Below are 3,530 nucleotides of genomic sequence, written 5' to 3' on the forward strand. Positions count from 1 at the left end.
TTCGCTCAAAACTGAATCTGTAAGTCGTTAACCGTATTCCATCATACAATCTTAATATCCATTGGATAAGTCCTCGACCGATTAGTACTAGTCCGCTCCATACATCGCTGCACTTCCACTTCTAGCCTATCTACCTGATCGTCTCTCAGGGGTCTTACTATCTTAAAGATATGGGAAATCTCATCTTGAGGAGGGCTTCACGCTTAGATGCTTTCAGCGTTTATCCCATCCACACATAGCTACCCAGCGATGCTCTTGGCAGAACAACTGGTACACCAGCGGTGTGTCCATCCCGGTCCTCTCGTACTAAGGACAGCTCCTCTCAAATTTCCAACGCCCGCGACGGATAGGGACCGAACTGTCTCACGACGTTCTGAACCCAGCTCGCGTACCGCTTTAATGGGCGAACAGCCCAACCCTTGGGACCGACTTCAGCCCCAGGATGCGATGAGCCGACATCGAGGTGCCAAACCTCCCCGTCGATGTGAACTCTTGGGGGAGATAAGCCTGTTATCCCCAGGGTAGCTTTTATCCGTTGAGCGATGGCCCTTCCATGCGGAACCACCGGATCACTAAGCCCGACTTTCGTCCCTGCTCGACTTGTAGGTCTCGCAGTCAAGCTCCCTTCTGCCTTTACACTCTACGAATGATTTCCAACCATTCTGAGGGAACCTTTGGGCGCCTCCGTTACTCTTTAGGAGGCGACCGCCCCAGTCAAACTGCCCGACTGACACTGTCTCCCGACCGGATTACGGTCGCGGGTTAGAGTGGCCATGTCACAAGGGTAGTATCCCACCATTGCCTCCACCGAAACTAGCGTTCCGGTTTCAAAGGCTCCTACCTATCCTGTACATGTCACACAGACACTCAATATCAACCTGCAGTAAAGCTCCATGGGGTCTTTCCGTCCTGTCGCGGGTAACCAGCATCTTCACTGGTACTACAATTTCACCGAGTCTCTCGTTGAGACAGTGCCCAAATCGTTACGCCTTTCGTGCGGGTCAGAACTTACCTGACAAGGAATTTCGCTACCTTAGGACCGTTATAGTTACGGCCGCCGTTTACTGGGGCTTCAATTCGTACCTTCGCTAATGCTAAGCACTCCTCTTAACCTTCCAGCACCGGGCAGGCGTCAGCCCCTATACGTCATCTTTCGATTTTGCAGAGACCTGTGTTTTTGATAAACAGTCGCTTGGGCCTATTCACTGCGGCTGACCAAATGGTCAGCACCCCTTCTCCCGAAGTTACGGGGTTATTTTGCCGAGTTCCTTAACGAGAGTTCGCTCGCTCACCTTAGGATGCTCTCCTCGACTACCTGTGTCGGTTTGCGGTACGGGTTGTTTGTATCTAACTAGAAACTTTTCTTGGCAGTGTGACGTCAGCAGCTTCGGTACTATATTTCCCTCCTCATCACAGCTTGTCCTTAACACGAAGCATTTAACTCTGTGTCAGACTCACTGCTTGAACACGAATCCAATAACGTGCTCTGCTTAGCCTCCTGCGTCCTTCCTTTGGTCAAACAATACAAACAAGTACAGGAATCTCAACCTGTTGTCCATCGCCTACGCCTTTCGGCCTCGGCTTAGGTCCCGACTAACCCTGGGAGGACGAGCCTTCCCCAGGAAACCTTAGTCATACGGTGGACGGGATTCTCACCCGTCTTTCGCTACTCATACCGGCATTCTCACTTCTAAGCGCTCCACAAGTCCTCTCGATCTTGCTTCTCTGCCCTTAGAACGCTCTCCTACCATATCCATGCGGATATCCACAGCTTCGGTGTTCAGTTTAGCCCCGGTACATTTTCGGCGCAGGGTCACTCGACTAGTGAGCTATTACGCACTCTTTAAATGATGGCTGCTTCTGAGCCAACATCCTAGTTGTCTAAGCAACCCCACATCCTTTTCCACTTAACTGAAACTTTGGGACCTTAGCTGGTGGTCTGGGCTGTTTCCCTTTCAACTACGGATCTTATCACTCGCAGTTTGACTCCCGGATTAAAATATCTGGCATTCGGAGTTTATCAGATTTCGGTAATCCTAGATGGACCCCTAGATCAAACAGTGCTCTACCTCCAGTATTCATCATCCGAGGCTAGCCCTAAAGCTATTTCGGAGAGAACCAGCTATCTCCAAGTTCGATTGGAATTTCTCCGCTACCCACACGTCATCCCCGCCTTTTTCAACAGACGTGGGTTCGGGCCTCCAGTGCGTCTTACCGCACCTTCACCCTGCACATGGGTAGGTCACTTGGTTTCGGGTATACGACTACATACTCGACGCCCTATTCAGACTCGCTTTCGCTATGGCTCCGTTTCTTCAACTTAACCTTGCATGCAATCGTAACTCGCCGGTCCGTTCTACAAAAAGTACGCCATCACCCATTAACGGGCTCTGACTGCTTGTAAGCGCACGGTTTCAGGTACTATTTCACTCCCCTTCCGGGGTGCTTTTCACCTTTCCCTCACGGTACTGGTTCACTATCGGTCACTAGAGAGTATTTAGCCTTGGGAGATGGTCCTCCCGGATTCCGACGGAATTACACGTGTTCCGCCGTACTCAGGATACAGACTAGCGTTATTGATTTTTCGTCTACAGGATTGTCACCTTCTATGATTGGCCTTCCCATGCCATTCGACTAAATCGTTAACTACATATCGTCTGTCCTACAACCCCAAAGAGCAAGCTCTTTGGTTTGGGCTGTTTCCGTTTCGCTCGCCGCTACTCAGGAAATCGATTTTTCTTTCTCTTCCTACAGGTAATGAGATGTTTCAGTTCCCTGCGTCTTCCTCTAACTTTACTATTTATTCGTAAAGTAGTAATTGCCTATCAAAGCAATTGGGTTCCCCCATTCGGAAATCTCCGGATCAAAGCTTACTTACAGCTCCCCGAAGCATATCGGTGTTAGTCCCGTCCTTCATCGGCTTCTAGTGCCAAGGCATCCACCGTGCGCCCTTATTCACTTAACCATTGGTTAAGTTGTATGATCGCGAAAAGTAATTGCTTACTTTCTTTGGTTTGTTACTCTTGGTAAAAATTGGAATTTCTTATATTGATTACTCCTGGTAGAGATAATCAAATAAGAGGTTTATTACTTACAGTATTCAGTTTTCAAAGAACAAAGTTGCAACCTTTTTAATGGTTGCTATGGAGAATAGCGGGATCGAACCGCTGACCTCCTGCGTGCAAAGCAGGCGCTCTCCCAGCTGAGCTAATCCCCCATGGCTGGATGTATTAATATGTATATATTTTCCATTTCTGGAAATGGGCCTGAATGGACTCGAACCATCGACCTCCCGCTTATCAGGCGGACGCTCTAACCAGCTGAGCTACAGGCCCGATTGGCTTCCATTACTATACGTAATATAATATAGACCTCTCAAAACTAAACAAAGAAGAGTCAAACACTTGTGTATTCCGTAATATTCCTTAGAAAGGAGGTGATCCAGCCGCACCTTCCGGTACGGCTACCTTGTTACGACTTCACCCCAATCATCTGTCCCACCTTCGGCGGCTGGCTCCTAAAAGGTTACC

Annotated in this window: 2 tRNA genes and 2 rRNA genes; all 4 read right to left on the reverse strand. The window is 49.0% G+C overall.

Annotated elements, in window-relative coordinates:
* Window positions 1-61 precede the first annotated feature (61 nt).
* Window positions 62-2,965, reverse strand: a 23S ribosomal RNA gene (locus tag B9P78_RS09340).
* A gap of 179 nt (window positions 2,966-3,144) precedes the next feature.
* A tRNA-Ala gene (locus tag B9P78_RS09345) sits at window positions 3,145-3,217 on the reverse strand.
* Between the two features lie 44 nt (window positions 3,218-3,261).
* Window positions 3,262-3,335, reverse strand: a tRNA-Ile gene (locus B9P78_RS09350).
* 94 nt (window positions 3,336-3,429) lie between these two features.
* A 16S ribosomal RNA gene (locus B9P78_RS09355) occupies window positions 3,430-3,530 on the reverse strand; the annotation flags it as partial.

The sequence above is a fragment of the Aerococcus sp. 1KP-2016 genome, from assembly GCF_002252085.1.
Taxonomy (GTDB): Bacteria; Bacillota; Bacilli; order Lactobacillales; family Aerococcaceae; genus Aerococcus.